This window comes from Xanthomonas hortorum (assembly GCF_011305375.1).
Taxonomy (GTDB): Bacteria; Pseudomonadota; Gammaproteobacteria; order Xanthomonadales; family Xanthomonadaceae; genus Xanthomonas; species Xanthomonas hortorum_E.
The window spans coordinates 226,860-251,387 of record NZ_VCME01000001.1 but is presented as its reverse complement, the minus strand read 5'-3'; the positions used below and the strand labels follow the sequence as shown (position 1 = coordinate 251,387).

Genomic DNA, 24,528 nt, shown 5'->3' with positions numbered 1-24,528 from the left:
TCATGGCGCCCGCAGATACGCAGGACCGCCCAACTGGCGCGCCTGCCGCTGGATCCACGCAGTGCGCCGCTGCACGTAGGCCCCGGGGCGCCGTGCGTCATAGCGACGTGGCGAGGGCAGCACCGCCGCCAGACGCGCCGATTCGGTCGGCGACAACCCTGCCGCATCCTTGCCCCAGAACTGCCGGGCAGCGGCCTGCGCGCCATACACCCCATCGCCGAATTCGGCCACGTTGAGATACATCTCCAGAATGCGCTGCTTCGGCCAGAACAACTCGATCAGCACCGTGTACCAGGCCTCCAGGCCCTTGCGCACCCAACTGCGGCCCTGCCACAGGAACACGTTCTTGGCGACCTGCTGACTGATCGTGCTCGCCCCACGCACGCGCCCACCGCGCGCATTGTGATCGCGCGCCTTCTCGATGGCCTGCAGATCGAAACCGTGATGTATTGGAAACTGCTGATCCTCCGCAGCCACCACCGAAATCGGCAGGCTGGCAGCAATCTTGTCGTAGTCGCGCCATTGCTGATGTAGCGAAAAATTCCAGTCGCCCTCGCCCCAGGCTTCCAGATAGCGCCCCACCATCATGCTGCTGATCGGCGGATCGACCACCCGCAGCACCAGTACCTGCACCACGCTCGCGGCGGCGAACAACAACGGTGCCGCCAACACCCAGCGCAGCCAGCGCCGAGCGCGCCGCGGTGGCGCTACCTGCTTGCCATCCAATGCATCCGTCCCCATTGTTTGCTACGACCTATTCATCCCGATGCCTGCCGCATTATCCGGCAACCGGCGTCCCTTACGTCCGATGTTCCCATGACCGATCACGATCAGCTTTCCCGTTTCCTGCTGCCTGCCGCCGGCGTGCGCGGCGTCCACGTGCGCCTGACCCAGGCCTGGCACGACATCCAGGGCGCAGCCGAGTACCCGCCGGCCGCCCGCCAGCTGCTCGGCGAAGCGGCGGTGGCCGCGGCATTGTTCACCGGCCATACCAAGGTCGACGGACGTCTGTCGGTACAGCTGCGCGGCAATGAAACACTGCGCACCTTGTTCGCCGAATGCACCGCGGCCGGTACCTTGCGCGGCATCGTGCAACTGGCCGACGGCGCCGATGCACCCGCCGACCTGCGCGAACTGGGCGAAGCCGCACTACTGGCGATCACCATCGAAAATCCCGGCCTGGACCCGCGCGAACCGCAGCGCTACCAGAGCCTGGTCGGTATGCAGGCCCCGGATCTGGCCGAAGCCTTCGAGACCTACTTCCACCAGTCCGAACAGTTGCCGACCCGCCTGTTGCTGGCCGCAGGCCCGGACCAGGCGGCCGGCCTGTTGCTGCAGAAACTGCCCGGCGACGAGGGCGACAACGACGGCTGGACCCGCATCGGCGCGCTGTTCGACACCCTGGGTGCCCCGGAACTGCTGTCGGTAGCTGGCGAAGACCTGCTGCACCGCCTGTTCCACGAAGAGGAGCCGCAGTTGCTCGGCGACAAGCCGCTCAGCTTCGGCTGCTCCTGCTCGCGCGAGCGGGTCGCCTCGATGCTGCAGTCCCTGGGCGAAGAAGAAGCCCGCGCAGCGGCGGAGGCGACTGGCCAAGTCGAGGTGCGCTGCGAGTTCTGCGGGCGTGAGTATCACTTTCCGTTGACCGCCCTCGACGTACTTTTCAGCGCAGCGCGACCCTCGCTGGAAGCGCCGGAAAGGTTGCAGTAGAAAGGTTTGACGGGTGCGTTCTGGGGAAGGCACCCACTTGTTAAATAATCATAAACACCCTAGCATTCTCGTCGCCCGCTCTCGGGAACTTAACAACTCCTCCTGGGTCTGAACTCTGGTATGCGACACCTCCTGCGCCTTCCGCTTGCTTTGCTGGTTGCCCTTGCGGCAGCCACGGGTGTGCACGCGCAGTCGGCCGCCGCCCAGCAGCTGCGCGAGAGCACCATCCTGCCGGTGTGGAACAAGGGCAGCGGCAAGGTGGAAGCCTTCCTGTATCTGGAGCCGACCGGTGAGCAGAAGGCCGGCGCACGCTGGCACTTCGGACGCAATTCGCTGGATGCGGCCTTCGGCCTGACCTCGGGCGATTCGCTGGGCCTGATCTGCAACAGCAGCCGTGGCACCAACATCAACGGTCTGGCCAGCCATTGCCTGCTTGCCGGCATCGGCGACGAAGAAGACGACAGCGCTGCCGCATCGCGCCGGGTCTCGGCAACGCTGGGCTTTAATCGCGCTGGTGCACGTGCCGGCGTCACCGCCGGCACCGGCCGCGACACCTTGCCCGCCTGGTTGATCGGCGCCGGCAAGGCACCGCTGACCCGCGTCGAACAGAACGACCTGACCGTGTTCGGCCAGAAGAACATCGGCCGCGAAGGCTTCGTCTCGATCGGCGGCACCTATGCTCGCGCGCGGCTGGTGCCGCTGGCCGACGTCTCCCCGGCCATCGCTGACCAGTGGGACACCAAGACCCTCAGCGTCGGCGGCGGCTATGGTGCCTTCAGCGCCAATGTCATCGGCCGCGTGGTCGACGTTCCCGGCCAGCCGGAAAAATGGGAAGGCTTAGGGCTCGGTCTGACCTGGCGCACCCCCTGGAGCGGGCAGTTGACAGTCGGCGCGGAAAATGTCATCTCCCGCGGCAAAAATCCCTTCGCCCCGAACAACGAAAGCAACAACGACGGCACGATTCCGTACGTTCGGTACGAACAAGACTTGTAAGCCACTGATTCAAAAGTACTTTCCAAGAACGTCACCGGTTCGTCGCCGGTGGCGTTTTTCGTTCTGGATGTTGCCGCGCATCTCCGTTTCACGTCTTTCTTCTTTTTCGTTAACGGGACTTTAATTCTTCGCGCAACGCATATACCATCGGTTCACCCTGACGTTTTGGATCCGCTTCTTTCGGAACCCCCCGACAGGCAAACAACCCTTGGCAGTACCCAAGATCACTTGGAGAGAGAGCTAATGAATTGCAAGTCCAACAAGCTGCGCGATGCAGTTGTCCTCGCGCTTGTCGTGGGCGTGGCCGGTACCGGTACCGCCGTCGCGCAGGAAGCCGGCGGCGCCACCAACCTTGACAAGATTGAGGTCACAGGGTCGCGTATTCGCCAGGTCGATAGCGAGACCGCTCAGCCGGTGATGTTGATTAGCCGGGATCAAATTGAAAGGCAGGGCTTCAAGTCGGTTGCCGACATTCTGCAGAACATTCCTACCGCAGGTTCGCCGGCAATCAGCCGTACTTCGCCGTTGAGCTCAGGTGAAAACGTCGGTGGTTACTACATCGATTTGCGCAACTTGGGTGCCAATCGCACTTTGATCCTGGTTGACGGCCACCGCCTCGGCATCACCAATGGTGGCCTGCAGGACGTTGCATCCATTCCCGCCGTCATGGTTGAGCGCATCGAAGTCTTGAAGGATGGCGCATCCACGATTTATGGCTCCGACGCAATTGCAGGCGTGATCAACATCATCACCCGCAAGGATTTCGAAGGTGCCGAAGCCAACGTCTACATCGGCCAGTGGGGCCAGGGCGACGGTCAGCGCGAAGTGTACGATTTCACGATGGGTTTTCGTGGTGATCGTGGCTCGCTGACTGCCGGCGTCGAATACACAAATGAAGATCCGGTGTGGGCGCGTGATCGCTGGTTCAGCCGCGACCGCTTCCCTACCGGCGAGAAGACCGATCCGCGTCCGGGCGGCCTCTCCGGCACCACTGAATTCGGCCGATTGGCTTATCGCAATGCCGCCGGCGGAACATCTACGGCTACGCTGCGCCGCGACGTGGCAGGGCTCGACCCGGCAGATTTCTCCAGCTACCGTCCACTCAATGGCACCGATGCTTCTAACCCGGCATTAGCTTCCACCGTATACAGTGGCATCAAGCGTAAGTCGGCGTTCCTCAACGGCCATTTCGACTTCACCGACAACGTTGCATTCGACACCAGCGTTCTCTACACGGATCGCGAATCGTTTGCACAGAACGCTGGCTATCCAATGCAGAGCGCTGCATTTGATCTGAGCAGCGCCGGCCTGTCGGTGGACAGCGTATTCAATCCTTTGGGTAATCAGGCAAGCGGCACATTGCCTCCGGGCGTTGCGCCTCAGAGCGTTCAGTATGTCCGTCGCGGCTGGGAAGTTCCCCGCGAAGTCATGAACAACCTGACAACCTCGCGGTTCACGGGCAAGTTCAGCGGCAGCTTCAACTTCGGTGAGAAGTACTGGGATTGGGAAGCTGGCTACCTCTATAACCAAAACAAAGGCACCCAGATCAGCACGGGTAACCTCAACACCTTTGCAGTCGGTCAAGCCACTGGCCCGTCCTTCATCAATGCAGATGGTGTCGCCCAATGCGGCACTGCTGGTGCGTCGATTCCGCTTGGCTCTGGCCCTGGGGCATGCACACCGTGGAATCCGCTCGTTCCGTTCGGCTATAACGCGCCAAACGGTCTGAGTGATCCAAACGTTCAGGCTTATCTGTATCAGCCGGGCCAGGCATTGTCTGAAACCACGACGAAGAACTACTTCGCAAGCGTTGCTGGCGTTCTTGCAACGTTGCCGGCAGGTGACCTCGGTGTCGCGTTTGGCGTCGAGCGCCGTGAAGAAAGCGGTTCTTTCTCGCCAGATGCCTTGGCGCAGACCGGCATTTCTACCGATCTTGCTGCAGGCCCCACCAGCGGTGGCTACAACCTCAACGAAATCTATGCCGAGTTGCAGGTTCCGTTGCTGGCCGACCTTCCTGGCGCTCAGGAACTAAGTGTGACGCTAGCCTCCCGTTATTCGGATTACGACACTTTCGGTAATACGACCAATAGCAAGTTCGGATTCAAATGGAAGCCCATCGAGTCACTTCTGATTCGCGGCACATGGTCGGAAGGGTTCCGCGCACCGACGGTTGCAGACTTGTTTGGAGGTCTGTCGCAAAGCTTCGAGGACTACACGGATCCGTGTGATACTTCGTTTGGCCCGGCAGCTGGAAACGCGCGCTGCTTGGCGGATGTACCGGCAGGTTTTCGTCAGCTGAATGCTTCTGGCATTGCTCCTGCAGATGGTCCTGGTGAACAATCGAATGTTCCCTTTATCTCTGGTAGCACTCCAACGCTGACTCCTGAAACCTCGACATCCAAGACGCTCGGATTTGTGTGGAGCCCAGGCTTCATCAATGGCCTGAATGCTTCGCTGGACTGGTGGAACATCCGGATCGAGAATACGATCGTGGCTGACACACCTACCGATCTATTGGATGACTGCTACTTGCGTGGCCTTGAGTCGCGCTGTGTGGGCTTCACCCGTAATGCGGCAGGTAATGTCAGCGAGCTGTCGTTTGGCCTACGTAACGCCGGTTATGTTGAAACAGAAGGCTTCGACTTCGACCTAAACTATCGTTTCGAAACTCAATGGGGCAACTTCACGACCTCGCTACTGAATACCTATGTATCAAAGAACGAACTGAAGGCGGACAACACAGCAAATCCTCCAAGCCAGCAGAACGGTTTCGGTGGTAACTTCCGCGTTCGCTCCAATCTTTCGGTGAACTGGCAGTGGGACGATTGGTCGGTGACCTGGAGTACGCGTTATTTCTCACGTACCAAGGAGCGTTGCTTTGCTGATGATCGTTGCAGCTTGCCGAACTTTAGTGCCCCTGAATTCCAAGGGTCCATCGTTGGCATGAATGAGCTGGGTTCGAATACGTTCCACGACCTGCAAGTTGCTTACGTCCTTCCTTGGAATGCTACGGTTGCCGTTGGTGCGAACAATATTTTCGAGCATTATTCGGCGCCTGCTTACGGTCAGCCCAACTCCGGCTATTCCTATTACGGCGGGTACGACATTGGCCGCTTCATGTACATGAAGTATCAGCAGCGCTTCTGATGCAGATCAAAAGCGAAGCTTAAGAAAACGGCCCCTAACGGGGCCGTTTTTTATTTGAGATATCTCAAAGGTCAATCTAAAGCGTGATCAGTACGCCGATAAACCGGCCCTGCCAGTTTGCCAGTTACCCAGGAATCAACGTCTGAATCACATGCTCGACGTAGGCTTCGAAGTCTTCGCGGGCCTGCTTGGGTTGCTGTAGTTGCAGCGACAGCTGCAGGAAGCCGACATAGGCGGCATAGGCCAGGCGGGCGCGGTGTTGGGCGTCGGTGCGGGTGAGGCCGGCCTGGCGGAACGAGGCGATCAGGTAGTCGAGGCGGCGTTGCGAGACGCGGTCGATAACCGGGCGCACGGCCGGGTGGTCGAGTGCCTTGAGCAGTTCGCTGTAGATGACATGCGGTTTGACTTCGTGCGCGACCAGTTGGAACAGCGCGCGTAAGCGTGCACTGGGATCCGGGACGTCTTCCAGGCTGCCGAACACTTCTTTTTGTTCGAAGATCTCCCAGCGTTCGAGGGCTGCCTGCAGCAGCGCATCACGCGAGGGAAAGTGCCAGTAGAAGCTGCCCTTGGTGACGCCGAGTCGGCGCGCCAGTGGTTCTACGGCGACTGCACCGACACCTTGTTCGGCGATCAGGTCCAGCGCGGCCTGTGCCCAGTCGTCTGCGCTGAGGCGCTGACCGCGACCGGAACTGGCGCGGGGCGTGGTGGGGCTGGAATCGGTGGTGTCGTTCATTGTGACGATTTAACCATACGCTCGGGTCGATTGCAGTATGCGGCAGAAAATGCAGGCACAACTGCCAGGATTCAATGGCTTAACCATCCATACCACTGAGTATTGACAGTGAGCGCACTAGATCCATACCATTAGGTATGGTCACCTCTTCCTCTAGCCTCGCCTGCATTACGTCTGTCACCAACATCCGTATTGGTGAGACGTTGCTTGCGGTGTCGGCGCAGGGCGCAGAACGCGCACCGACCGTGCTGTTTGCGCATGGATTCGGCCAGACACGACACGCATGGGAAGGCACGGCCACTGCCTTGGCGGAAGCCGGCTACCGGGCGCTGTCTTACGACGCGCGCGGGCATGGCGATTCCAGCGTCAACGACGCTGAGGTGCCCTACTCGGCCACGCAATTCACCGACGATCTGATCGTGCTCGCCGGTGAGCAATCAGAGCCGCCGGTGCTGGTCGCCGCCTCGATGGGCGGGCTGTTTGGTCTGCTGGCAGAGGCGCGCTGGCCGGGTTTGTTCCGCGCGATCGTGCTGGTCGACATCACACCACGCTGGGACACGCGGGGCGTGGAGCGCATCCTGAGGTTCATGACTGCGCATCCCGGCGGATTCGCATCGCTGGATGCCGCGGCAGACGCGATTGCCGCATATTTGCCGCATCGTCCGCGCAAGACCGCAGACCAGTTGCAGGCCTTGTTGCGGCAGCGTGCCGACGGGCGTTGGCACTGGCATTGGGACCCGCGCCTGGTCGACGAACTGGCGGGACAGGATCCGCATACGCAGCAGCACGCATTGCTGGACGCCGCGTCACAGGTGCGTTGCCCGATGCTGCTGATCAGCGGCGGGCGCAGCGATCTGGTCACACCGAACACCATCACCGAATTCCTGTCGATCGCACCGCATGCGCAGCACGTGCAGTTGCCCGATGCCACGCACATGCTGGCCGGCGACGACAACACCACCTTTACCGCCACCGTGTTGCATTATCTGGATGCACTGCCCTCGGTTGGCACCATCGCAGCGTCCAACATTACCGAGCATGTCACTGGAGCAAGACCATGAGCATCGTTGCACCGTTCCTCCTCGTCATCCTGGCGGCGGGCATCGCTGCCTACCACCGCATGCGCCTTGCCACGTGGGTCGCGCTGAGCGCCTGCGTGCTGGTGGCGTGCTGGTTGCTGGGTGCCAATCTCACCGCAACCATCGTCGCTGCCGTGCTGGTGGTGCTGGTGTCGGCACCGGTGCTGTTGCCGTTCTTGCGCAAGCCGCTGCTGACCACGCCGCTGATGGGCTTCTTCCGCAAGGTGCTGCCGCCGCTGTCGCAGACCGAACGCATTGCGCTGGAAACCGGCTCGGTGGGCTTCGAAGGCGAGCTGTTCACCGGCGATCCGGATTGGCAGAAGCTGCTCAACTACCCCAAGCCGCAGCTGACCGCAGAAGAGCAGGCGTTTCTGGATGGCCCGGTCGAAGAGCTGTGCAAGATGGTCAACGACTGGGAAATCACCCACGTCCACGCCGATCTGCCACCGGAGCTGTGGGACTACATCAAGAAGCAGAAATTCTTCGGCATGATCATTCCGAAGCAGTACGGCGGCCTGGGCTTCAGCGCGCTGGCGCACCACAAGGTGATCCAGAAGCTGTCCTCGATCTCCAGCGTGGTCAGCTCCACCGTCGGTGTGCCCAATTCGCTCGGGCCGGGCGAGTTGCTGCTGCATTACGGCACGCCGGAACAGAAGGACTATTACCTGCCGCGTCTGGCCATCGGCGCCGAAGTGCCGTGTTTCGGTCTGACCGGCCCGTTCGCCGGCTCCGATGCGACCTCGATCCCGGACTACGGCATCGTCTGCAAGGGCGAGTGGAATGGCGCCAATGTGCTCGGCGTCAAGCTCACCTTCGACAAGCGTTACATCACCCTGGCACCGGTGGCTTCGCTGATCGGCCTGGCGTTCCGCATGTATGACCCGGAAGGCTTGATCGGCGACAACAAGGACATCGGCATCACCCTGGCGCTGTTGCCGCGCGAAACGTCGGGAGTGGAAATCGGCCGCCGGCATTTCCCGCTGAATTCGACCTTCCAGAATGGCCCGATCCGTGGCAACGAGGTGTTCATTCCGCTCAGCCAGTTGATCGGTGGCGTGGACATGGTCGGCAAGGGCTGGAATATGCTCAACGAGTGTCTGGCGGTGGGTCGTTCGATCACCCTGCCCTCCACGGCTAGCGGCGGCGGCAAATACGCAGCTGTGGTGACCGGTGCGTATGCGCGCATCCGCAAGCAGTTTGGTCTGTCGATCGGCCGCTTCGAGGGCGTGGAAGAAGCGCTCGCACGGATCGGCGGCAAGGCCTACGCGATCAGTGCGCTGTCGCAGGCCACTGCGGCGGCGGTGGACCGTGGCGATGTGCCATCGGTGCCGTCGGCGATCGCCAAGTACCACTGCACCACCATGGGCCGCGAAGTGGTCAGCGACATGATGGATGTGATCGGCGGCAAGGGCATCATCCTGGGGCCGCGCAACTTCGCCGGCCGTGCCTGGCAGTCGGCGCCGATCGGCGTGACCGTGGAAGGCGCCAACATCATGACCCGTAGCCTGCTGATCTTCGGCCAGGGCGCAATCCTGTGCCACCCGTGGGTGATGAAGGAAATGAAGGCGGCGCAGGATCCGGATACGCGCCGTGGTCTGGAAGACTTCGATCAGAGCCTGTTCGGTCACATCCGCTTCGGCATTTCCAACGCGGTGCGCTCGTTCTGGTTCGGCTTGACCGGCGCACGTATCGGCGCTGCACCGGGCGATGCCTATACGCGTCGGTTCTTCCGCAAGCTGGATCGCTATTCCGCCAACCTGGCGCTGATGGCCGACGTGTCGATGCTGATGCTGGGCGGCAAGCTCAAGTTCAAGGAATCGCTGTCCGGTCGCTTGGGCGATGTGCTGAGCCACATCTACCTGACCAGCGCAATGCTCAAGCGCTATCACGACGAAGGCGCACCGGCAGCCGATCAGCCGCTGCTGGCCTGGGCGTTCCACGATAGCGTGCACAAGATCGAGACCGCGCTGTCGGCCGCGCTGCGCAACTTCCCGATCCGCCCGGTGGGTTGGCTGATGTGGGTGCTGATTTTCCCGCTGGGCCGTCGTGCCGAAGCGCCGGGCGACCGCCTGGGCCATCGCGTGGCATCGATCCTGATGACGCCGAACGAAGCACGCGACCGTCTGGGCCAGGGTGTGTTTCTGACCCCATGTGCCAACAATCCCGGCGGCCGTATCGCCAGCTATCTGGCCAAGGCCGTGCTGGCCGAGCCGGTGGAGCGCAAGTTCCTCAAGGCGCTCAAGACCAAGGGGATCGAGGCACTGGATTTCCCCGCGCAGCTGGACGAGGCCGTTGCCGAGGGCGTGATCACCATCGACGAGCGCAAGCAGCTGGAAGAGTTGCGCGCGATCATGATGGATACCATCACCGTGGACGACTTCGATCCGCATGAGTTGCGTGCGGCCAGCTACTACGACAAGCCGCAGGCACAGCAGCCGCGCGAAGCGGCGTAAAGCACAGGCAAAGGCGACAGTAGACGACGGCGGGCTTCGGCCCGCCGTCGTTGTTTGTGGAGACCAGCTAGCTCGCGGATACGCTGCCAGCAGCCTTGGTCTGTCGACCAGTTCCCAGCGGCTACACCTTCGTAGGAGCGGGCTTGCCCGCGATGAAGCGTTACCGGTAATGCTTCATCGCGGGCAAGCCCGCTCCTACAGGAAGCGAACACGCTGCCGGAAGAACCTCAGAGCGGCAACCACACCAATGCCAACGCAATCAGCCCCGGCAACGCCTGCACAAAGAAGATGCGACGGTTGACGCTATAGGCGCCGTAGCAACCCGCCACGACCACGCAGCCGAGAAAGAAGCTCAGCACGTCGGTGCGGGCCTGCAACGCGCCCCACAACAGACCGGCGGCCAGGAAGCCGTTGTAGAGGCCCTGGTTGGCTGCCAGCACGCGGGTGGCCTGAGCCTTCTCGAGCGTATTGCGGAAGGTCTTCAAGCCCAGCGGGTGCGTCCACAGCACCATTTCCAATACCAGGATGTAAACGTGCAGCAGGGCGACGCACAGGCCGGCGACGATGGCGAACAGGGACATGGCAGATTGGCGTAATGAACGTGGCAGCCAGCATAGTCGCGATTGCAGTCGTCCGGTCCGAAGCAACCGATCAAACCTCATGCTGCCGCAAGATGGGCGGAAGAGATGCAAGATCTGCACGCGCCAGTAGAACGTTGTGATTGCGCGCACCGGCTACGTCTGTTTGACAGCCGCGCAATCGCTTGCTGCCGGCTCCTGGAGTGGCTGATAGAAGATCGCGAGCACTCCACCGGTGGCACGCAGGGCGCGCTCGGGATCAGAGTGCCCCGTACTACATGCCTCGCCGAACACCGGCCGCGACAGCCTGAAAGTGAGCGCAGCATTTTGTTGCCGCTCTTCGCGTCATCTGGATGGTCCCAAGCCGCGTTGGTCGAGGGCGCGATGCCCTCGCCGCTCGCGGGACACGCCGCAAGTACGTCCATGTAGGCTCGGTGGCGGCATCCATGCCGCCACACGGTCCTGCAATCGGTGAGACACCGCACCAGGGAGCTGATCGCTAGCTTTGTGAAAAGCGGGCTATCTCTCAGGTTACATCGGCCTGCTGATGCAGGCCGCATCTACATGAGAGTTAGCGAATTGGAAGCACGTCATGCACTGCTTGCACCCCACACACCGACACTCTTGATTGGTCCTTGCCCGCCCACCGTCGCGGGACCTTACGCGGCATGGATGCCGCGTAAGAGCCGGCGTGTCCCGCGATGGTGGGCGGGCAAGGGCCCTGCAGCCAGGCCGCAGATCAGCCGCTCCAGCCCTGAGATCATCCGCTCTGCAGGTGAGCTTCAGCACTGTCCAACTACTACAAGTCAACAGAGATTCGCTGCCTTGAAGTGGCTGTAAAAACGATGCAAGCAATGGGCAGGTGGCTGCGGACGGCATACTCAAAGCCGGCATAGTACGAGTGGTACACGCAGTACCCAGCAACAGTCGCGTCCGCCTGATGGCAGCAAAGTAGTTTTGCCAGCCCCTCTTAGTCGGACGCCTGCTTAGCGGCCTCCGCATCGCGTTCGGCAGGCAGCTTGCGCGCCTCGCGCAGCAGACCGAATGCGCCCAGTGTCATACCCGAGGCCACCAGCAGACCGACGCCGAACACGGCACTGGAGCCGAATGCCGACACCAGCTTGTGCACCCACACGAAGGTGAGATCGCCACCGCGGTAGATCACGGTGTCGATCGCCGCGCCGGCCTTGTAACGCCATTCCCGGTCGACGCGCGTGTACAAGGTCTCGCGCGCCGGCTTGGCGAGTGCGAACTCGCTGGAGCGGGTGATCACCTGCACGATCGCGATCATCATCGGCAACGGCGAGGCTGTCAGCACGGCATAGCCAAGCGTGATCGCCACACCCGGAATCAACAGCGCCGGCGCGATACCGAAACGCGACAACAGCGCGCGCGTCACCAGCAGCTGCAACACCAGGGTGAGCGCGTTGATCGCCAGATCGATACTCGCGTAATAGGCGGTGGCTGCCGCTGCGTCCGTGTATAGCCGCCGTACCAGCGCTGCCTGCTCGTTGTAGAGCAAGGTACCGACGCCCACACCGAACAACACCATGAAGGCTAACCAGCGCAGCAACGGCTCGCGCACGATCAACTTGAGCCCGCCGAGCACATCGCCGCCCATCGGCACTTCGCCGGAGCTCAGCTGTCGCTCCTGCTCGCGCGCAACCGCCCACAAGCGCAGACGCAGCACGCAGACCACGCACACCGTCAGAAACCCGGCCGACACCAGCATCAGATGCGCGATACCGACGCGCTCAACCAGGGTGCGGGTGAGGATCGGCCCGAGAAACGCACCCAGCGTGCCGGCCGCACCGATGTAACCGTAGTAACTGCGCGCTTCGGCATTGCTGAAGACGTCGGCCATGAAGCTCCAGAACACCGCCACCGCAAACAGGTTGAAGACGGTCACCCACAAAAAGAACGCCATGCCGCGCCCGGGCACGCCGCTGTCGAACAACACGTAGAACAGCAACAGGGTCGCGATGAAGAAGCCATACACCACCGGCAGGAACACCCGGCGCGGATAGCGGCTGACCAATGCGCCGTAGACCGGCTGCAGCAACACCATGATCAGGAAGGTGCAGGTAAACAGCACCTGCAGGGTGAAGTCCTTGAGCGGCATGCCATGCGCGGCGAAGAAGGCGATCATGCCGGTGGGAAAGATCGCTTCCACATCCGCCGAGGCGCTCATCGCCTCGCGCACCGGGCGCAGCACGTAATACCCGCTGAGCAGGCAGAAGAAATACAGAAAACTCCACGCCAGCGGCGGCGAACTGCGCAACGCGCCGCTCAACCGGCCAGCCGCAGACTGCGACGAAGAAAATCGGCTGGTCATGGTGAACAAATCGCCTGCACAAACGGGCCCGACAGCGTGGACATGGCAGCGGTGGCACCCGCGAAGGAAGCGCGCAAGTTAGCCGATGCGGCGCAGCACCACCAGCGGCGCGGTGCAGAACACAACGGACTGATCGTGCATCCAGACGGCACGCCGCTTGCAGCCACATCCGTATAGGTGCCGAGGCGCACTCGAAGCGTTCCGCGCCGCCCGATTTCTGAACCTAAAATCATCAATAGGATCAATATGATGCCCATTCATCTTCTGGCAGTTTGTGCTATTGCGAAGCGCGGCGCTAGAATCGCCGGAGGCAGTGGAACAGGCGGGACAACCATGACTGAAATGCGCAGGCCCCGACGGTTTCGTCCGTTGGCCATCGGGCTGCTCGGGGCGTTATTGCCCCTGGCCCTCTCTTCCACCGCGCAGACGCCCGCGCCAGCTGCCTTTGCGCTGCAGCCGGCCACCGCCGCACAGTCGCCCACCGCTCCGCTGCAGTATCGCGCCTCGCTTCCGGCCAGCAGTGTGCTGGCACCGGCGGCCGGCTTCGATGTGGCCGCGTTCGAATCGATGGCCAATCAGTTGACCTACGGCAACCGCGTGCCCGGCATTGCGATGGCGATCGTGCAGGGCGGCAAGGTGCTCAGCGCGCGCGGCTATGGCGTCACCGACGTCAATCATCCGCAGCCGGTCGATGGCCACACCGTGTTCCGCCTCGCCTCGCTGTCAAAGGCGTTCGCAAGCACCATGGCTGGCCTGTTGGTCAACGACGGCGTGCTGCGTTGGGACAGCAAGGTGGTCGATTATGTGCCCGGCTTCCAGCTCAGCGATAACGTCGCCACCCATCAGCTCACCGTCGCCGAGGTGCTCAGCCACCGCGTTGGCCTGACCCGCAATGCCTACGACCGCGATATCGAATCCAACGTCGACTACTACTCGCTCAGCCACAAGCTCGCCGCTGCACCCTTGCGCTGCGCGCCGGGCGATTGCTATGCGTATCAGAACGTGGCCTTTAGCCTGGTCGGCGATGTGGTGTTCGCCGCTTCCGGCAGCTTCTATGAGCAGTCGGTGGAACGCCGCATCTTCAAGCCGTTGGGCATGAATGACGCGAGCATGGGCCTGGCCGGCATCCAGGCCAGCCCGCATGCGGCACGCCCGCATGTGCGCAGCCGCGGCGGCTGGGTGGCACTGACGCCCAAGCCGACCTACTACCGCCTGGCGCCCGCTGCCGGCGTCAACGCCAGCGCCAGCGACATGGCGCAGTGGCTGCTCGCACACACCGGTCACCGCACCGACGTGCTGCCTGCGCCGCTGCTGGCGACGCTGCATGCGCCGTTGATCTCCACACCGGGCGAGATGCGCTCGGGTTGGCGCCACGAGCGTGTGGATGCTGCCAGCTACGCGCTGGGCTGGCGCGTGTTTGATTACGCCGGCCATCAAGTCATCTTCCATGCCGGCGCGGTGCAGGGCTATCGCGGCTTGGTCGCGCTGCTGCCCGAGCGCGACCTTGGCATCGCCATCATGTGGAACGGTGAGAGCGGTCTGCCATCGGGCATGCTGCCGACCATCCTGGATCGCGCACTCGGCCTGCCGGCCAAACGCTGGCTGGACATCGATGTGGATGGCGACTTCGGCAGCGAGAACATGCTGGCCGAGCGTCCCGATCCTGCCGGCAAGGGTGCCTCGTCCGGCAAGTCGGTGGCATCGCCGCGCTGAGTTAGCGTTTGCAGCGATTCAAGACAGAGGCGGCTTCGGTCGCCTTTGTTGTTTTTTGGCGTTCGCGATTGTTGAGAGCGACCCAATAAAAAAGCTCCCTCCCCGCTGGGCGTCGGGGAGAGAGCTCGATGTTTACGGCGATCGGGTGTTGCAGATCAGATCAGCGGCGCCGGAGTTGCGGGCAGCGCGACCGGAGCGGCCTTCTTCTTGCGAACGGCCGGCTTCTTCTTGGCGACCTTCTTTACGGCAGTCTTCTTGGTGGCGGACTTCTTGGTCGCCTTCTTCGGAGCTGCTGCTTTCTTGGCGGTCTTCTTGACTGCTTTCTTGGCGGCCGTCTTCTTGGTCGCCTTCTTGGCAGTCTTCTTCACTGCCTTCTTTGCGGTCTTCTTCACTGCCTTCTTGGCGGCAGTCTTCTTGGTTGCCTTCTTAGCAGTCTTCTTCACTGCTTTCTTGGCGGTTGCCTTCTTGGCAGTCTTCTTGACGGCCTTCTTGGCAGCAGCCTTCTTCACTGCCTTCTTAGCGGTTGCCTTCTTGGCAACCTTCTTGACTGCCTTCTTGGCGGCAGTCTTCTTCACTGCCTTCTTGGCGGTGGGTTTCTTTTTTGCAGCTTTTTTAGTGGCCATGTAATTGGCTCCTCGTCAGTGAACTATGGAGGTGAAACGCCCAGTTGAACCAAACCCCGCGACGGCATGCCATCGTCGGGAACCATCCGCAGGTGATGCGCGACGGGACGGATACAGAAACACCCGCATCGAACGGCGACACGGGTGCGTGATCGGAACGACTGCTGCTTTCTTGGAGAGAAGCGGACCCGACTCCACCGTGGATAGCGCTTCGGTGGACATCTGGAACAAGCGTGTCGGCTTGATGTCGATTCTGCTCACTCTCTTTCGCAGCAACGTCTGCTGGGCGAAACCTAATCACGCTTTTTTTTACTGTCAACACTCTTTTGCAATTTTTTTTCAGCCAGCCATCGCAATGCGCCGCGTCGAGGTGATCCAGACAGGCCTTGCACTGGCATGCGCATGCGAGCGACGCGCACATTCGTGCAATCGGGTTTTCAGAAAACCACTTCTTTTGTGCTGTTTTTTTGAAGTGGTCAAAAATGCAGCGACTGGATCGGCATGACGGACGCGTCGCAAGGTGCAAGGCAGTGATGTCTTTCGTCGCCTGTCCGCCAGCTGAAAATTTTTTATCCAACGACTGCGCTTGGGGCGTCGCATCAGCACAAATGCGCAAACTTATTGCGTTCTTCGATCGCCTTGCATGCGTCTGCATGGACGACTCGACGCATGCATGCATGCCTTGCATCGCGTCCAACGATCGACCATCGACGCATGCGAGCGCCAGTTTTTTTTCACCACGCACACGCCGCGTCCTCACGATTGGCTCACGCCAGAAATCCGACGCACCTGCATGCGGACATCCTTCGACGCGGTGGCGGTGGTGCGTGCCTGGCGCGTGCGATGTTTTTCGATCGGCCGCCGAGCGCGGCGATGGAGACCGGGACCTGGCATGCAGGCATCGTTCGAGAACTCGGCAACGCGGCAGTTCGCTGGCCACTGCAATCGATACCGGCGCGCCGGCGCCAGCGTGGCGTGCAAAAAAAATGGCCGCTCCAGGAGCGGCCATCCGAGGTTGCGATGTGCCAGGCGCGATCAGTGCGCGTCTTCTTCCAGCAGCTCGGCATAGTCGTCCGGCGACAGCAGATCGTTGAGCTCTTCCTTGTCGTCGAGTTCGACCACGAAGATCCAGCCATCGCCGTAGGCGTCTTCGTTGATGGTTTCCGGCTTGTCGCTGAGTGCGCTATTGACCTCGACGACGGTGCCGCTGACCGGGCTATAGACGTCGGAGGCGGCCTTGACCGACTCCACCACTGCCGCGCCGTTGCCGGCCTGCACGGTGTCGCCGACGCCCGGCAGTTCGACGTAGACCAGGTCACCCAGCAAGCCCTGCGCGTGGTCGGAGATACCGACGGTCACACGGCCGCTGTTTTCGACGCGGGCCCACTCGTGGGATTTGAGGAACTTGAGGTCGCCAGGGATCTCGCTCATGTGTGCTCCGGGGAAACTGGGGTTAGGGACAGGTGGCTAGTTTAGACCGCGCGACAAGACAGGTGCACGCGCGTGCAGGACTGCTTGGTTGCTACCAATGTTGCGCGCTGCCGAACGTCTGCGCGCCCGGCGGCGTTTGAGTCATTGCCCGAGCACGCCGGGCTGTGCCTGGCCATCGCGCACGAACGGAAACTTCACCGCGCGCAACGGCACCTGCTTGCCGCGGATGTCCACGCGCAGGTCGTCGATGCTACCGGCCGGCACGCGCGCGAATGCGATCGCCTTGCCGAGCGTGGGCGAGAAGGTACCGGACAGGATCTCGCCTTCGCCGCTGGCGGTGAGCACGCTCTGGCCGTGCCGCAGCACGCCCTTCTCATCCATCACCACACCGATGAGTTGACGCGGCGCGCCCTGCGCCTTTTGCGCTTCGAGCACGGCGCGACCGATGAAGTCGCGACCTTCGTCCAGGGTGATCGTCCATGCCAATGCGGCCTCATAAGGAGTGACCGCGTCGTCCATGTCTTGCCCGTAGAGATTCATGCCTGCCTCCAGACGCAAGGTATCGCGCGCGCCCAGACCGGCCGGCTTGACGCCTTGCGCGAGCAGCGCGTTCCAGAACGCAACTGCCGCGTCCTGCGGCAACACGATTTCGAAACCGTCTTCGCCGGTGTAGCCGGTGCGTGCGAGGAACAGTGCGATGCCATCGCGCGAATGTGTCTGCAGTGCAGCGAAACGGCCGAGCTTGCTGGCTGCAGTGCTGTCGGCAGGATCCACCAGCTCGATGACCTTGGCGCGTGCGTTGGGGCCTTGCACCGCGATCATCGCGAAATCGCTGCGCTCTTCCACGCGCACATCGAAGCGCGCGGCCTGCTCACCAATCCACTGCAGATCCTTTTCGCGGGTGGCGGCGTTGACCACCAGGCGAAAGAACTCTTCGCCCATGAAGTAGACGATCAGGTCGTCGATCACCCCGCCCTGCGGATTGAGCATGCAGGTGTACAGCGCCTTGCCGGAGACCTGGAGCTTGTCCACCGAGTTGGCCAGCAGGTAGCGCAGAAATTCGCGCACGCGCGCGCCGTGCAGATCGACCACGGTCATGTGGCTGACGTCGAACATGCCGGCGTCGCGACGCACCTGATGGTGCTCGTCCAGCTGCGAGCCGTAATGGATCGGCATGTCCCAACCGCCGAAGTCGACCATCTTGGCGCCAAGCGCACGATGGGTGTCGTTGAGGATGGTCTTCTGGGTCATGCGCGCCGGTCCAAGGAAAAGAGCACCATTATCGCCGCCTGGCCGCGCTTGCGGGAACGGCGTGTTCGCCGCGCCGCAGCAATTTGCGTAGCCGCTCCTGTGAGCTGCCATCGAGTCGCTGCATCCGCACGTTGCGATGCTAGGCACCGTCGCCAGCGTGGCGCTGCGTCAGCCGCACGAACTCGCCATGCGCGCGATCAGACGCTGCGCGGCGAAAACATGATGATGGCCATGCCAAGCAAGCAGCAGGCAGCGCCCAACAGATCCCAACGCGTCGGCGTCACCCGGTCCACCCACCACAACCACAACAAGGCGCTGGCGATGTAGACGCCGCCATAGGCCGCATACACGCGCCCGCTGGCCTCGGGATGCAGGCTCAACAACCATACGAAGATGGCGAGGCTCAACGCCGTCGGCAGCAACAACCAGATGCTGCCGTCTTTGCGCAGCCATAGATAAGGAAGGTAGCAACCGACCAGTTCGGCGACCGCGGTAGCTGCGAACAGCAGCAGCGTGGTCGGTGCGGAATTCATGCGCGGTCTGGCTTGTCGAAATCTTGCTTGTTCAAATCTTGCCGGTCGCGGTTTGCCTGATGCGGGTCGGAGGCATCGAGACCTTGCTCGCCGACGACTGACTGATAGGTGGCAGGTTTGCCAGCGGCCAGCGGGTCGAAAGCAGCCGGATCCCCGCCTCGCTCGCCGCGCTTGACCTGTTGCCACAGCGCCTCCTGTTGATCCAGGGACAGTGCTGCCAGGTTGGTGTCTGCGGTCTGCGCGAGCGCTTCCATGGCGCGAAAGCGGCGCTCGAATTTGAGATTGGCATGGCGCAGTGCGGCGCCCACATCGACCTTGGCGTGTCGCGCCAGGTTGGCGCAGACAAACAACACATCGCCAAGCTCGTCTTCCAGCCGTGCCTGGTTGTCGGCGACCGGGCCGCATGCGAACTCCACGCGCAACTCTTCGATTTCTTCCTGCAGTTTTTCCAGCACCGGTGCCGGGCCGGGCCAATCGAAGCCGACCCGCGCCGCGCGCGACTGCAGCTTGGTGGAGCGCTGCCACTCCGGCAGGCCGCGTGCGATACCGGCAAGTGCGGAGTCGTCCTGATGGCCGGCTGCGCGGCGTTCTTCGCGCTTGATCTGCTCCCAGTTGGCGCTCACGGCCTGCGCGCCGTCGACCTGTTGATCGGCGAAGACATGCGGGTGACGGCGCACCAGCTTGTCGCTGAGTGTGGCGACCACGTCGGCAAAGTCGAATGCGCCCTGCTCTGCTGCCATCTGTGCATGGAAAACCACCTGCAGCAGCAGGTCGCCCAATTCGTCGCGCAGACCCGGCAGGTCGTTGCGATCGATGGCGTCGGCGACTTCGTAGGCTTCCTCGATCGTGTAGGGCGCAATGCTGGCGAAGGTCTGCTCCACATCCCAGGGACAGCCGTGCTCGCGATCGCGCAGACGCGCCATCAACTGCAGCAGGCGCTGGATGTCGCCGGTCGGCGGGGTCTGAGGCATAGCGACGCTCATACCAGCCAACTGCGCCACGGCAGATTCGGATCGCCCAGCGCGATGAAATCACCGTTGAGCAAGGTGTCGCGGCGGTTGTAGCGGAACGGTTTGCCGGAGCCCCCCGCCAGCAACACGCCGCCGGCGGCATGCAGCACACACTGGCCGGCAGCGGTGTCCCACTCGGACGTGGGGCCGAAGCGTGGATAGACGTCGAGATCGCCTTCGGCGATGCGGCAGAACTTCAATGACGAGCCCTGCGCCACCACATCGATCTCGCCCATGCGCTCGAGTGCGGCCGCGGTGCGCGCGTCGCGATGCGAGCGGCTGGCGGCCACCCGCAATGGCGTGGCGGCGGGCGTGCGCGTCTGCAGCATTTCGTCGCGATGGCCATCGCGACGGTAGGCGTTCTCCCCGCGCGCCGCGTACCAGACCCGGCCATCGACCGGTGCCTGCACCACGCCGAGCACCGGCGCGCCCATGTGGATCAACGCGATGTTGACGCTGAACTCGCCGTTGCGCTTGACGAACTCGCGGGTGCCGTCGAGCGGGTCGACCAGCCAGTAGCTGGTCCAGAACTGGCGTTCTTCCCAGGCGATGTGCGCGGATTCTTCCGACAGCACCGGCACGTCCGGCGTGACCCGGCGCAGCGCATCGACGATGACGCGATTGGCGGCCAGGTCGGCCTGGGTCAGCGGGCTGGCGTCGTCCTTGATCTGCACCGCGAAGTCCTGCGCGTACACCTGCATGATCGCATCACCCGCCTCGCGGGCGATGGCGATCACGGTTTCGCGCAGTTCCATCGGAATGCGGATCATGGATTGCGCTCCAGCCACTCGCGCGCAATGAACAGGGCAGCCAGCGAACGGCCTTCGGAGAAATCGTCGCGCAGCATCAAGTCGTCCAGACGGGCAATCGGCCAGGGAATCACTTCCATCTCTTCGGGCTCGTCGCCAACCAGCCGTTCGGGGTAGAGATCGCGTGCCAGCACCAACCAGGATTGGTGACTCATATAAGTAGGAGCGAGCGTCATCGCGCGCAGCACCTGCACCTGGCGCGCGCCGTAACCGGCTTCTTCCTTGAGTTCGCGGTCGGCCGCCTGCTCCGGCGTCTCGCCGGCATCGATGCGGCCCTTGACCAGACCCAGCTCGTAGCGATGCACACCGGCGGCGTACTCGCGCACCAGCAGCACGGTCTGCGCATCCAGCATCGGCACCACCACCACCGCGCCGTGGCCCTGGCTGAGTTGGCGCTCGTACAAGCGGCGCTCGCCGTTGGAAAATTCCAGATCCAGTTGCTGGCGACGGAACGGCCCGTCACCGAGATCGGTGATCTTGTGGATGGTCGGCAGACGCGGGCTCATGCGTGACACGCAGGGGCTGGGGCGACCGATAGAATAGGCGTATGCATCGACATGTTCATGAGCCCGAAATCCTAGCAGACCCGGCAGCCTCTCAAACTGCCGAACATTGGCGGCAACGCGATCTTGAGGTGCTGTGGCACCCCTGCACGCAGATGCGCGAGCACCCGCACACACTTCCACTCGTACCGATCGCGCGTGGCGACGGGGCGTGGCTGGTCGGCTACGACGGCCGCCACTATCTGGATGCGGTCAGCAGTTGGTGGACCAACCTGTTCGGCCACACCGAACCGCGCATCGGCGCGGCCATCGCGCGCCAGGCCGGCGAGCTGGAGCAGGTGATGCTGGCCGGCTTCACGCATGCGCCGGCAGTGCAACTGGCCGAGCGCCTGTTGGCGATTGCGCCACGTCAGGCCGGCCGCGCGCCGCTATCTAAAGTGTTCTATGCCGACAATGGGTCGGCCGGCGTGGAAGTGGCGTTGAAGATGGCCTTCCATTATTTCCACAACCGCGGCGAGCATCGCCGCACCCGCTTCGTGGCCCTGGAAAACGGCTACCACGGCGAGACCATCGGCGCGCTGTCGGTCGGCGACATTCCGCTGTATCGCCGCGTCTATGCGCCGCTGCTGCTGGAATCGATCTTTGCGCCTTCGCCGGATGCGTATCTGACCGAGCCCGGACAGAGCGCCGAAGACTACGCGCTGCAGGCCGCAGATGCGTTGCAGGCATTGTTTGAACAATCGCCAGGCGAAATCTGCGCACTGATCCTGGAGCCGCGCGTGCAATGCGCAGGCGGCATGCGCATGTATCACCCGGCTTACTTACGGCGTGCGCGCGAACTGTGCGATGCGCATGGCGCGTTCTTGATCGCCGACGAGATCGCCACCGGCTTCGGCCGCACCGGCACCTTGTTCGCCTGCGAGCAGGCCGGTGTCATGCCCGACCTGCTGTGTCTGTCCAAGGGATTGACCGGTGGCTTTCTGCCGCTCTCGGCGGTGCTGGCCACGCAGCAGTTGTACGACGCGTTTCTCGATGATTCGCGCGAACGTGCGTTTCTGCATTCGCATAGTTACACCGGCAATCCGCTGGCGTGTGCGGCGGCACTGGCCACCTTGCAGATTTTTGCAGACGACGATGTGATTGCGCGCAATCAACACACGGCCGCGCGCATGCGCGCATTGGCCGCGCAGATCGGCGAACACCCCGCCGTGGCGGACGTGCGCCAGGCCGGCATGATCGTGGCGTTCGAGCTCACCCAGGGCGGCGACAAACGCACGCCGTTCCCGGCAGCGGCGCGGGTGGGCCTGAAGGCCTATCGCGCCGCCCTCGACAAGGGCGTGGTGCTGCGCCCGCTCGGCGATGTGCTGTACTGGATGCCGCCGTATTGCGTAGACGAAGCACAGCTTGCACTGCTGGCTGCCACCACCCGCCATGCCATCGAGGAGGCCGTTGCATGCGCCTGACCCGCTCGCATGTCGCACTGCCGCTGCACTGCGACCAAGAGGTGACGCTGCCCGAAGAGTCGGCCAATCACCTGCTGCGTGTGCTGCGACTGCGCGAGGGCGATGCCTGCATCCTGTTCAACGGCGACGGCAGCGACTACCACGCGCGTATTACGCTGGCCGGCAAGCGCGATGCGCGCGCACTGGTGGAACGTGCGCAGCCGCTGTGCAACGAATCGCCGCTGTCGATCACGCTGATCCAGGGGATTGCGCGCGGCGAGAAGATGGACCTGATCCTGCAGAAGGCGACCGAGCTGGGGGTTGCGGCGATCGTACCGGTCAACGCCGAACGCACCGAGGTCAAGCTGGATCCGGCGCGGATGGAAAAACGCGTGGCGCACTGGCGCAGCGTAGTGATCTCGGCCTGCGAGCAATCCGGGCGTGCACGCGTGCCCACGGTCGCGGCGCCACTGGGCCTGCAGGACGCGGCGCAGGCCAGCGACCCGCATGCGCTTGCGCTACGGCTGACGCTGGACCCGCACGGCGAGCATCGCCTGACCACGCTGCCGGTTGCCGCGCAACAAAGTGTGATCGTAGCGATCGGGCCGGAAGGCGGCTGGTCGCCGCGCGACCGCGCAATCCTTGGAGAGGCTGGTTTCAACGGATTGCAATTGGGGCCGCGCATTTTGCGCACCGAAACGGCGGGGCTGGCGGCGATTGCGGCGCTGCAGTCGCGGTTCGGGGATCTATAGGGCGAAGCTGCGGGTCATCTGACGCTCGCCCTACATCGTAGGAGCGCCCTTGGGTGCGATGGGCTTTATCGATAACGCCTCATCGCGCCCAAGGGCGCTCCTACGGGACTGCGGAATTGGTCGGCTCGGTGCAGACAGATTGCTGTACCGAGCGATGCGCGAGGCTCAGCGTCCGTGCTGCAAAAACCAGCTGGCGGCGCCGATCACACCGAGCTGGCCATGTTCGACGATGCTGACCGGCACCTGCTCCAGCGCCGGACGCAAGGCGCCCTTGTCGAGCAGGCGTGCGACGAAGTCGCTTTCGGCAATGAAGGCAGCGATCTGCGGCAGGAAACCGCCAGCCAGATACACACCGCTGCGCACGCCGTACAACAGGATCATGTCGCCGACCACGCTCCCCATGAAACCGCAGAACGCCTGCAAGGCATCGCGTGCCAACGTGTCGTTACCGGCCAATGCGGCGGCGGTGACATCGGACGGGCTGGCGTGCACGGCCGGCTCGCCGCGCAGCGCGGCCAGCGCGGTATAGAGATTCAACAAGCCCGGGCCGGAAAGCAGATGTTCGGTGGCCACGTGCGTGCGCGTGCGGCGCAGTTGCTGCAGTAACCCCACTTCCAGATCGCTGGCTGCCGCGAGTGCGGCGTGGCCGGCTTCAGTCGGCAACACCACCGCGTTGGCGCCGTTGGGAATCCACAACGCTGCGCCCAACCCGGTGCCGGGGCCCAGGATCAGCGCCGGACCTGTTGCACCCTGCGGCGGGCCAGACAACTGCAGGACCTGATTGCCGACCATGTAATTGGCCGCATAGGCGACCGCTTCGAAATCGTTGACCAGATGCAAGGCCTGCATGCCGAGCTGGCTGCGGATCTGTCCCGGTGCCAGCACCCACGGCAGATTGGCGGTGATCACGCTGCCGTCTTCCAATGCGTACCCGGCGCTGGCGATGACACCACGCTTCACCGGTGCACAGCCAAGCTCCGCGAAGAATGCCGCCATGATCTCGGCCAGTCCCGGGTAATCGGCGCAGCGGTACTTGCGGTAGTCCAGCACAGTGACCGGCTTGCGTGGATCGATGCTTTCGCACACCAGCGCCAGGCGCACATGCGTCCCGCCCACATCTGCGGCAACGAAGGTTTCGGTGCGCGGAAAAGACACCGCGTCCATTGGGCTGCTTGCGCTCACGCGTTCTCCTGATAAATGGCAGCGGGCCGGTGTCATGTCCCGTTAGCCGACGAACGGTAACGGGTAGACAACGTTGTCAGCAATCGCTCTGTAACGCAACCGTCGCGATCACGATTTATGCAGGGCGCTGTCGATTTCATCATCCACCAAAAATCCGCATCTGTGGCAGCGATTTCCGCACAAATCAGCGTCGGGACGCATTACATTGCGAATTCACCATAGAAACAGCGAATCGCGATGCGCACGTTCTCACG

21 protein-coding genes are annotated in these 24,528 nt (G+C 62.8%); 8 read left to right on the top strand and 13 right to left on the bottom strand.

Going from position 1 to position 24,528, the window contains the following annotated elements; translation table 11 throughout:
- Nucleotides 1–741: a monofunctional biosynthetic peptidoglycan transglycosylase gene (gene mtgA / locus FFY45_RS00925; RefSeq protein WP_176338983.1), complete on the bottom strand. Its 741-nt coding sequence runs from the start codon at nucleotides 739–741 to the stop codon at nucleotides 1–3.
- Nucleotides 742–816: 75 nt separating this feature from the next.
- Here mtgA and hslO point away from each other — a divergent pair, with 75 nt between their 5' ends.
- The 3 genes from hslO to FFY45_RS00910 all read left to right on the top strand — a co-directional run bounded on the left by hslO (nucleotide 817) and on the right by FFY45_RS00910 (nucleotide 5,847).
- Nucleotides 817–1,707 carry an Hsp33 family molecular chaperone HslO gene (gene hslO, locus FFY45_RS00920; protein WP_176338982.1) on the top strand — a complete coding sequence of 297 codons (891 nt, stop codon included), beginning with the start codon at nucleotides 817–819 and terminating at the stop codon, nucleotides 1,705–1,707.
- Between the two features lie 153 nt (nucleotides 1,708–1,860).
- Nucleotides 1,861–2,700, top strand: a complete 840-nt coding sequence (locus tag FFY45_RS00915; protein ID WP_176339094.1) for an XOO1806 family protein — start codon at nucleotides 1,861–1,863, stop codon at nucleotides 2,698–2,700.
- Between the two features lie 243 nt (nucleotides 2,701–2,943).
- Entirely contained in the window at nucleotides 2,944–5,847 is a 2,904-nt protein-coding gene (locus FFY45_RS00910; protein ID WP_176338981.1) for a TonB-dependent receptor domain-containing protein, read from the top strand.
- A 124-nt stretch (nucleotides 5,848–5,971) separates the two neighbouring features.
- On the opposite strand, the gene FFY45_RS00905 is transcribed toward FFY45_RS00910, so the two are convergent.
- Nucleotides 5,972–6,580 carry a TetR/AcrR family transcriptional regulator gene (locus FFY45_RS00905; protein WP_006452679.1) on the bottom strand — a complete coding sequence of 203 codons (609 nt, stop codon included), beginning with the start codon at nucleotides 6,578–6,580 and terminating at the stop codon, nucleotides 5,972–5,974.
- A 137-nt stretch (nucleotides 6,581–6,717) separates the two neighbouring features.
- Here FFY45_RS00905 and FFY45_RS00900 point away from each other — a divergent pair, with 137 nt between their 5' ends.
- Entirely contained in the window at nucleotides 6,718–7,641 is a 924-nt protein-coding gene (locus FFY45_RS00900) for an alpha/beta fold hydrolase (protein ID WP_176338980.1), read from the top strand.
- The gene (locus tag FFY45_RS00895; RefSeq protein ID WP_176338979.1) at nucleotides 7,638–10,112 is read left to right on the top strand and encodes an acyl-CoA dehydrogenase; all 2,475 of its coding nucleotides are present in this window, start codon (nucleotides 7,638–7,640) and stop codon (nucleotides 10,110–10,112) included. The genes FFY45_RS00900 and FFY45_RS00895 overlap by 4 nt, the downstream gene beginning before the upstream one ends.
- Before the next feature lie 227 nt (nucleotides 10,113–10,339).
- Here the strand turns inward: FFY45_RS00895 and FFY45_RS00890 are convergent, their stop codons facing one another.
- Nucleotides 10,340–10,693: a DUF1304 domain-containing protein gene (locus FFY45_RS00890; RefSeq protein ID WP_176338978.1), complete on the bottom strand. Its 354-nt coding sequence runs from the start codon at nucleotides 10,691–10,693 to the stop codon at nucleotides 10,340–10,342.
- Nucleotides 10,694–11,660: 967 nt separating this feature from the next.
- Entirely contained in the window at nucleotides 11,661–13,025 is a 1,365-nt protein-coding gene (locus FFY45_RS00885; RefSeq protein WP_176338977.1) for an NTP/NDP exchange transporter, read from the bottom strand.
- 333 nt (nucleotides 13,026–13,358) lie between these two features.
- Between FFY45_RS00885 and FFY45_RS00880 the strand changes: the two genes are divergently transcribed.
- The gene (locus FFY45_RS00880; protein ID WP_006451457.1) at nucleotides 13,359–14,738 is read left to right on the top strand and encodes a serine hydrolase domain-containing protein; all 1,380 of its coding nucleotides are present in this window, start codon (nucleotides 13,359–13,361) and stop codon (nucleotides 14,736–14,738) included.
- Between the two features lie 155 nt (nucleotides 14,739–14,893).
- On the opposite strand, the gene FFY45_RS00875 is transcribed toward FFY45_RS00880, so the two are convergent.
- The 8 genes from FFY45_RS00875 to nudE form a co-directional block, all read right to left on the bottom strand.
- On the bottom strand, nucleotides 14,894–15,361 hold the full coding sequence (locus tag FFY45_RS00875) for a hypothetical protein (RefSeq protein ID WP_023904733.1): 468 nt from the start codon (nucleotides 15,359–15,361) through the stop codon (nucleotides 14,894–14,896).
- Nucleotides 15,351–16,106 (bottom strand): hypothetical protein, encoded by a 756-nt coding sequence (locus tag FFY45_RS00870; protein WP_176338976.1) that lies wholly within the window; start codon nucleotides 16,104–16,106, stop codon nucleotides 15,351–15,353. The genes FFY45_RS00875 and FFY45_RS00870 overlap by 11 nt, the downstream gene beginning before the upstream one ends.
- A gap of 290 nt (nucleotides 16,107–16,396) precedes the next feature.
- The gene (gene gcvH, locus FFY45_RS00865) at nucleotides 16,397–16,792 is read right to left on the bottom strand and encodes a glycine cleavage system protein GcvH (RefSeq protein WP_023904736.1); all 396 of its coding nucleotides are present in this window, start codon (nucleotides 16,790–16,792) and stop codon (nucleotides 16,397–16,399) included.
- A gap of 141 nt (nucleotides 16,793–16,933) precedes the next feature.
- The gene (gcvT, locus tag FFY45_RS00860; protein WP_176338975.1) at nucleotides 16,934–18,043 is read right to left on the bottom strand and encodes a glycine cleavage system aminomethyltransferase GcvT; all 1,110 of its coding nucleotides are present in this window, start codon (nucleotides 18,041–18,043) and stop codon (nucleotides 16,934–16,936) included.
- A gap of 197 nt (nucleotides 18,044–18,240) precedes the next feature.
- A complete protein-coding gene (locus FFY45_RS00855; RefSeq protein ID WP_006451453.1) occupies nucleotides 18,241–18,576 on the bottom strand; it encodes a YnfA family protein in 336 nt (111 codons plus the stop codon).
- Entirely contained in the window at nucleotides 18,573–19,547 is a 975-nt protein-coding gene (mazG, locus tag FFY45_RS00850) for a nucleoside triphosphate pyrophosphohydrolase (RefSeq protein ID WP_176338974.1), read from the bottom strand. Before mazG ends, FFY45_RS00855 begins: the two co-directional genes overlap by 4 nt.
- A gap of 8 nt (nucleotides 19,548–19,555) precedes the next feature.
- Nucleotides 19,556–20,356 (bottom strand): 3'(2'),5'-bisphosphate nucleotidase CysQ, encoded by an 801-nt coding sequence (cysQ, locus tag FFY45_RS00845; RefSeq protein WP_023904741.1) that lies wholly within the window; start codon nucleotides 20,354–20,356, stop codon nucleotides 19,556–19,558.
- On the bottom strand, nucleotides 20,353–20,901 hold the full coding sequence (gene nudE / locus FFY45_RS00840; protein WP_043889357.1) for an ADP compounds hydrolase NudE: 549 nt from the start codon (nucleotides 20,899–20,901) through the stop codon (nucleotides 20,353–20,355). The genes cysQ and nudE overlap by 4 nt, the downstream gene beginning before the upstream one ends.
- A 41-nt stretch (nucleotides 20,902–20,942) precedes the next feature.
- Between nudE and bioA the strand changes: the two genes are divergently transcribed.
- Nucleotides 20,943–22,361, top strand: coding sequence for an adenosylmethionine--8-amino-7-oxononanoate transaminase (gene bioA, locus FFY45_RS00835; protein WP_176338973.1), 1,419 nt, complete (start codon nucleotides 20,943–20,945; stop codon nucleotides 22,359–22,361).
- Nucleotides 22,352–23,092, top strand: coding sequence for a 16S rRNA (uracil(1498)-N(3))-methyltransferase (locus FFY45_RS00830; RefSeq protein ID WP_176338972.1), 741 nt, complete (start codon nucleotides 22,352–22,354; stop codon nucleotides 23,090–23,092). Before bioA ends, FFY45_RS00830 begins: the two co-directional genes overlap by 10 nt.
- Nucleotides 23,093–23,257: 165 nt before the next feature.
- Here the strand turns inward: FFY45_RS00830 and FFY45_RS00825 are convergent, their stop codons facing one another.
- A complete protein-coding gene (locus FFY45_RS00825; protein ID WP_176339093.1) occupies nucleotides 23,258–24,256 on the bottom strand; it encodes a glucokinase family protein in 999 nt (332 codons plus the stop codon).
- Nucleotides 24,257–24,528: the final 272 nt, after the last annotated feature.